The sequence below is a fragment of the Pectobacterium fontis genome (genome assembly GCF_000803215.1).
In the GTDB taxonomy this organism is placed as follows: domain Bacteria; phylum Pseudomonadota; class Gammaproteobacteria; order Enterobacterales; family Enterobacteriaceae; genus Pectobacterium; species Pectobacterium fontis.
In genome coordinates this window covers 1-5,115 of the sequence record NZ_JSXC01000005.1, presented here as the reverse complement: position 1 = coordinate 5,115, position 5,115 = coordinate 1, and the positions used below count along the sequence as shown (strand labels likewise).

Genomic DNA, 5,115 nt, shown 5'->3' with positions numbered 1-5,115 from the left:
CTGGGTGGGGGAATAAGGCCGCAGGGGTATGTACATAATCCGTTGGAGTGGTGCGATCCCTTTGGTTTACAGTTTACTAATGCCTCCCTTTCTGGCGGAACACATGCAGGAAGTTCTGCGCAAGGCGCTCTATTAAAACAATTTTATCAAACAGCAGAAAGCTCCAATGGCATAGTCGATAGTCTGAAAAGTACTGGGAAATTACCAAGTAACTATGTAACTAAAGCTCAGGCTGAAGCTGCGGGATGGTCGAGGGGTAAGGCATTAGGTAACTATGTTCCAGGAGGGCAAATTGGTGGTGATATATTTGAGAACTCAACTGGTATATTGCCAAAAGCTCCGGGTAGAGTGTGGTATGAAGCTGATGTCGGTTTGAATAATAGTATGTCAAGAGCTAAGCAACCTGGCACTAGAGTTTTATATTCTAATGATGGTTTAGTTTATGTTACCTCTAATCATTATGACTCTGCGGAAGAGTTAGGTCGCTGGAAAAAATGCAAAGGTCAATAATATGAAACTTGTCATTCTGGATGGTGAGGAGCAAAAGACACCAACTGAGATTTATGATTATTTTTCAAAGGTGTTTGATTTTGGTCCTTATTTTGGAAAAAATGCGGATGCGTTATATGATTTTATGGTTCCTATAGATAATGAAGATAAACCATTAATATTGGAATGGAAAAATAGCTCTTTTTTTAAGAGTAATTACCCTGAGGAGTTTGTAAGGCTATTGTCGGTTTTTAATAGAATAGATGAGTTTTCAGGGTTTAATGAAAGTGTTTTTAAATTTAATCTTTCTTAATATTAACTGACTAGTCGGTATCTTAAATTAAGCCGGAGGCGATCACGAGATCCTTCCGGCTTTTTTAATTTTATGGTCAGGTTATTTTCTACAGATTAATCTGCGTCTCAATAATAATCCTGCCCCGCTCCACCGTCACGGTGACGGGCATCCCGGTGATAAAGCCACACTCTTCGAGCCAGCGGCCTTTAAGGTTGATGGCAGAGGGCGGGTTGGACTTGCCATTATGCGGGGCGTATCCCACGGTGTAGTAACGCTCTGTTCTGGCGGGTTTATTAAGTGTGACGTCTGACTTAGAATGTGCCTTAGCCATAGTAACTACCTCGTTTAGTTGCTTGTGGTGAGCGGCGTGGGTGAGGTGCGAACTCATCTTCGCCGCGCTATTTATCCGTCAGTTACGCGCCTGAGCAATCAGGGCGCTTAACATCTCCGAAATCATCTTCTGTTTTGCCTTGGGCAAACTGTCTATCTCTTCCATCTGCTGCTGCCACTTAGGGGCTGGGCCACGCTTGCGTCTGGCAGGCTCTGGGGCTTCCCCGAATACCTCTTCGAGAGAAACTGAAAAAATCTGCGCTACAGAAGGGAGTGATGAAACCTTGATCCTTCTGCGTCCGGCTTCCCATGCCTGAACCGTCTGTTGGGAAACGCCGAGCTTCTCCGCCAGTTCAGCCTGTGTTATGCCCCGCTCTTTACGCAGGTTAGTGATACGTTCACCCAGTGCCATGAAGAAATCGCGTTCTTCGTTACTGATAGCCATAGCTGTTACCGATGTTGAATGTAATAGGACAGCCATAACTTACCTCACGTTTTACCACGATATGTTGTATATACTACGTTATGTGGTATATTGATGTCGAGTTATTTTTAGCCAAACCCTATTGACAGGTTTTTAGAGGAAACGCATATGGCACGCATCCCCGAATCTGAGTTGCAGCACCTGAAAGCCGCCGTGTCACTGGTTGAGGTGGTGCGTGGTCAGGGAAGAAAGGTGGTGAAACGCGGCAAGGACTTCGTGGTGCTGTGTCCGTTCCATCAGGAGAAAACCCCTTCTTGCGTTCTCTCGCCGGAGAAGAACCTGTATCACTGCTTCGGCTGTGATGCAGGCGGCTCGGTGCTGGACTGGGTGATGAAAACGGAAGGGTTAAGCCTGCCTCATGCGGTCGACAAGCTGCGGGGTGAACTGGGAAATGTGCCCGCCGCTGCGCCGCTGCCGCCTGTGTCGGATATCGCTAATGAACAGGAAAGACAGGCGTTGCTGCATCGCGTTACCGCGTTCTATCACCACACGTTGCTGAACGCGCCGGAGGCCATCGCCTATCTGGAAAAGCGCCGCCTGAATCATCCTGAGTTAGTCGCCGCCTTTAAGCTGGGGTTCGCTAACCGGACGCTGGGCTACCGTCTGCCATCCAGCAAACTGAAAGACGGGGCAACCGTTCGCAGCCAGTTGCAGGCCATCGGGGTGCTGCGTTCATCCGGCCATGAACATCTGGCGGGGTCGTTAGTGGTTCCGGTTATCGATATGCACGGTCAGGTGCGGGAGCTTTACGGGCGTAAAGTGGGTGAGCGGTTGCGTGCGGGAACGCCGAATCATCTGTATCTGCCGGGACCCCACGGCGGAGTGTGGAACGAACAGGCACTGGTTGCCAGTAAGTCGGTTATCTTGTGTGAATCGCTTATCGATGCGATGAGCTTCTGGGTAGCTGGCTTCCGTAACGTAACGGCGGCGTATGGGGTGAACGGGTTCACGGAGGAGATGCGCAAAGCCTTTATCCGGCACGGCGTAAAACAGGTGCTTATCGCGTTCGATAACGACGCGGCGGGGGATGAAGGCGCGGTGAAACTGGCTGCATCGTTAGCGGCTGAGGGCATCACGCCGTTCCGCGTGGTGTTCCCGTCCGGGATGGATGCGAACGGCTACTTATGCAGTGTGGCTGAACCGGAAGCGGCGTTCGGGTTACTGGTTGACGGGGCGTTACCGATGGGAGAAGTGGTCAGTGCTGAACCTGAAAATGCCTCTGTACCAGAGTCTGAAAACCCGTCTCACTCCGCCACCTCTTTAGCTGCCGGGGTTGTGGTTGAAGCCCTGCCGAACGGTGAGGTTGAGATAGCGCTGTCCGGCCAGCAATGGCGCATCCGGGGCATGGCGTCGGTGAAAGCGGGTAGCGGTGTGATGAAGGTGAACGCGCAGGTACTGGACACGGCCAGTGGCGTAGTGTTCGCGGACAGCGTGGACATGATGAGTGCGCGGAGCCGTGCGGGTTATGCGCGGTTGGCCGCGGGTGAGTTAGGGCTGGCTGAAAGTGACATCAAACAGCGCTTAGGCCGGGTGCTTCTGGCACTGGAGAATCACCTGAGCCAGCCGGAAACGAACGGTGAAATCACACAGGATATTACCGACGAACAGCGGGATGAGGCGCTGGCGTTGCTGCGTGACCCGAATCTTATCGGCAGGCTGACGGATGATCTTGCGGCCTGTGGCGTGGTCGGCGAGTCCGTTAACTTAGTGGCGGGTTATCTGGCGGCGGTGTCGCGCAAGCTGGACAGACCGTTAGCGGTGTTAATCCAGTCATCCAGTGCGGCGGGTAAATCCAGCTTAATGGACGCCGTGCTTAATCTTATCCCGCCGGAAGAGCGCTTACAGTACAGCGCGATGACGGGACAAAGCCTGTTCTATCTGGGCGAAACCAATCTCCAGCATAAAATCCTCGCCATCGCGGAAGAAGAAGGCGTGCGGCAGGCGGCGTATGCGCTGAAGCTGTTGCAGTCGGATGGTGAGTTAACCATCGCCAGTACGGGTAAGGATGATGCCACAGGTAATCTGGTGACGAAGCAATACACGGTCAAAGGTCCGGTAATGCTGATGTTAACCACCACGGCCATCGACGTGGATGAAGAACTGCTTAACCGTTGCCTTGTGTTGACGGTGAATGAATCCCGTGAACAGACCGAGGCTATCCACGCCTTGCAGCGGCATAAACAGACCCTGGAAGGGCTGCTGATGGAGAACGAAAAAGGTTATCTGACGGAGTTACATCAAAATGCCCAACGGTTACTGAAACCGTTAAAGGTGGTGAACCCGTTCGCCTCACAGCTTACGTTCCTGAGCGACAAAACCCGTACTCGCCGTGACCATATGAAGTACCTGACGCTGATACAAAGCATCGCGCTGCTGCACCAGTACCAGCGGGAAGTGAAGACGGTTGAACACCGTGGTCAGGTTATCGAGTATATCGAGGTGGAGCGGTCGGATATCGTGCTGGCCAACAAGCTGGCACATGAAATCCTTGGCCGGACGCTGGACGAGATGCCGCCGCAGACGCGGAAGCTGTTGCTGCTGATACAGGGCTGGATAGCGGAGAGCGGTCAGTTGAAAGCGGAATACCACTTCACCCGCAAACAGCTACGGGATGTGGTGCAGTGGGGCGATACACAATTGAAAATCCACCTTGCCCGACTGGTTGAACTGGAATACCTGATGCTGCACAAGCGGGGGCTGACGTTCTGCTATGAACTGCTGTTCGACGGTGATGCGCAGGCTGATAACGCGCACCTGTGCGGCCTTATCGATGTACTGGAAACGGTAGAAATAACCGAGAAAGGTCAGTACGACTCCGTCCGGTCGGGGGTAGGTGAAAAGCAGTCGGCCTCTGGTCGGGGTGCAGTCGGTGGTCGGTCGAACAAGGCAATCGCTGTTAAAGCCAGTGCTGGCAAGGGTTCTACGTCATCCGGTCGGGTTAACGGCAAAAGCACTGTTCCGGTGACACAGGATAAACCCATCGTACCGTAGTTCCCCATCACCGTCTCTCTTACGCAGGACACGCCGCCATGACTAAACCGAAAGCCCCGACACCAGAAGCCACTTACCTTAGCAGCCTGTCACGGACGCTGCGCCAGTACGCCACGGCGTATCTCGAACACCTTGCTGCCACGAACCACAGCCCGCGCACGGTGGAGGCATACAGTGAACGGCTGCGCCCGTTCGTAACGTGGTGTGAAGAGCGGGGGATGACACAGGCGGCACAGGTGAGTCTGTCGGTGCTGGAAGCCTATCAGCGGCACCTTCATGGCTACCGCAAGGCAGATGGTAAACCGCTGGCACAGGGTGGTCAGCTAAACCGCCTGTCAGCGATACGCATGCTGTTCCGCTGGCTGCTGCAACGGCACCATATCCTGTACAACCCCGCTGAGCAGATAACGCTGCCGAAAGCGGAGAAACGACTTCCGGCGCAGATACTGAGCGAGGAAGAAACCGAGGCGGTGATGGAGGCACAGGACACCGACACATTAACCGGACTGCGTAACCGTGCCGTGCT

6 protein-coding genes are annotated in these 5,115 nt (G+C 53.2%); 4 read left to right on the top strand and 2 right to left on the bottom strand.

Annotation, left to right across the window (positions count from 1 at the left end; genetic code table 11):
- Together OI69_RS19010 and OI69_RS02470 are read left to right on the top strand one after the other, a co-directional pair.
- On the top strand, window positions 1-510 hold a 510-nt coding region (locus tag OI69_RS19010), incomplete at its 5' end, for a ribonuclease domain-containing protein (RefSeq protein ID WP_327078723.1).
- A 1-nt stretch (window position 511) separates the two neighbouring features.
- On the top strand, window positions 512-802 hold the full coding sequence (locus OI69_RS02470) for a barstar family protein (protein ID WP_039345693.1): 291 nt from the start codon (window positions 512-514) through the stop codon (window positions 800-802).
- 88 nt (window positions 803-890) lie between these two features.
- Here the strand turns inward: OI69_RS02470 and OI69_RS02465 are convergent, their stop codons facing one another.
- Complete coding sequence (locus tag OI69_RS02465) at window positions 891-1,115, bottom strand: SymE family type I addiction module toxin (protein ID WP_039345697.1); 225 nt, start codon at window positions 1,113-1,115, stop codon at window positions 891-893.
- A 78-nt stretch (window positions 1,116-1,193) separates the two neighbouring features.
- Window positions 1,194-1,595: a helix-turn-helix domain-containing protein gene (locus tag OI69_RS02460; protein ID WP_039345690.1), complete on the bottom strand. Its 402-nt coding sequence runs from the start codon at window positions 1,593-1,595 to the stop codon at window positions 1,194-1,196.
- Between the two features lie 111 nt (window positions 1,596-1,706).
- Between OI69_RS02460 and OI69_RS02455 the strand changes: the two genes are divergently transcribed.
- Together OI69_RS02455 and OI69_RS02450 are read left to right on the top strand one after the other, a co-directional pair.
- A complete protein-coding gene (locus OI69_RS02455) occupies window positions 1,707-4,589 on the top strand; it encodes a DNA primase (RefSeq protein WP_039345687.1) in 2,883 nt (960 codons plus the stop codon).
- Window positions 4,590-4,627: 38 nt separating this feature from the next.
- On the top strand, window positions 4,628-5,115 hold a 488-nt coding region (locus OI69_RS02450; protein WP_039345684.1), incomplete at its 3' end, for a site-specific integrase.

Excerpts from the sequence above, each read along its gene's own strand:
- OI69_RS02465 (WP_039345697.1), bottom strand. The coding sequence starts at position 1,115 with ATGGCTAAGGCACATTCTAAGTCAGACGTCACACTTAATAAACCCGCC.
- OI69_RS02455 (WP_039345687.1), top strand. The coding sequence starts at position 1,707 with ATGGCACGCATCCCCGAATCTGAGTTGCAGCACCTGAAAGCCGCCGTG.
- OI69_RS02460 (WP_039345690.1), bottom strand. The coding sequence starts at position 1,595 with ATGGCTGTCCTATTACATTCAACATCGGTAACAGCTATGGCTATCAGT.
- OI69_RS02470 (WP_039345693.1), top strand. The coding sequence starts at position 512 with ATGAAACTTGTCATTCTGGATGGTGAGGAGCAAAAGACACCAACTGAG.